This is a genomic window from Streptococcus sp. HMSC076C08, from assembly GCF_001810825.1.
In the GTDB taxonomy this organism is placed as follows: domain Bacteria; phylum Bacillota; class Bacilli; order Lactobacillales; family Streptococcaceae; genus Streptococcus.
In genome coordinates this window covers 240,481-240,823 of the sequence record NZ_KV802736.1, presented here as the reverse complement: position 1 = coordinate 240,823, position 343 = coordinate 240,481, and the positions used below count along the sequence as shown (strand labels likewise).

The window sequence follows — 343 nt, the reverse complement described above, 5'->3', positions numbered from 1 at the left end:
AGCCAAAGTTCGCTCAGATTTAATCGCTACACTAGAAAAAATTGAAAAATCAACCATCGATGACATCAACAAAGATGCTACTATCACTGATAAGGAAGCAGCGATTAAGGCGGCTAAAGAAGTGATTGGCAAAGACGGCATCTTGAAAGCTATCGAGGAAGGCGATATCGAAGCGTCAGATTTGTTAGATGATTTCTTAGCAGAAGACAGTGACCAGGTGACACCAGCCGAAGCGACGAGCCAAGAAGATTTCTCAAGTCAAGACCAAGCTAAACTGGCTGCAGCGGACAAGGAAGCGGCGGAAGAAGCAGCAAAAGTTCGCTCAGATTTAATCGCTACCCTA

General features: G+C 44.9%; 1 pseudogene. It reads left to right on the top strand.

Annotation, left to right across the window (positions count from 1 at the left end):
* Positions 1-343: pseudogene (locus HMPREF2766_RS10155) on the top strand (cell wall anchor protein); the annotation flags it as partial.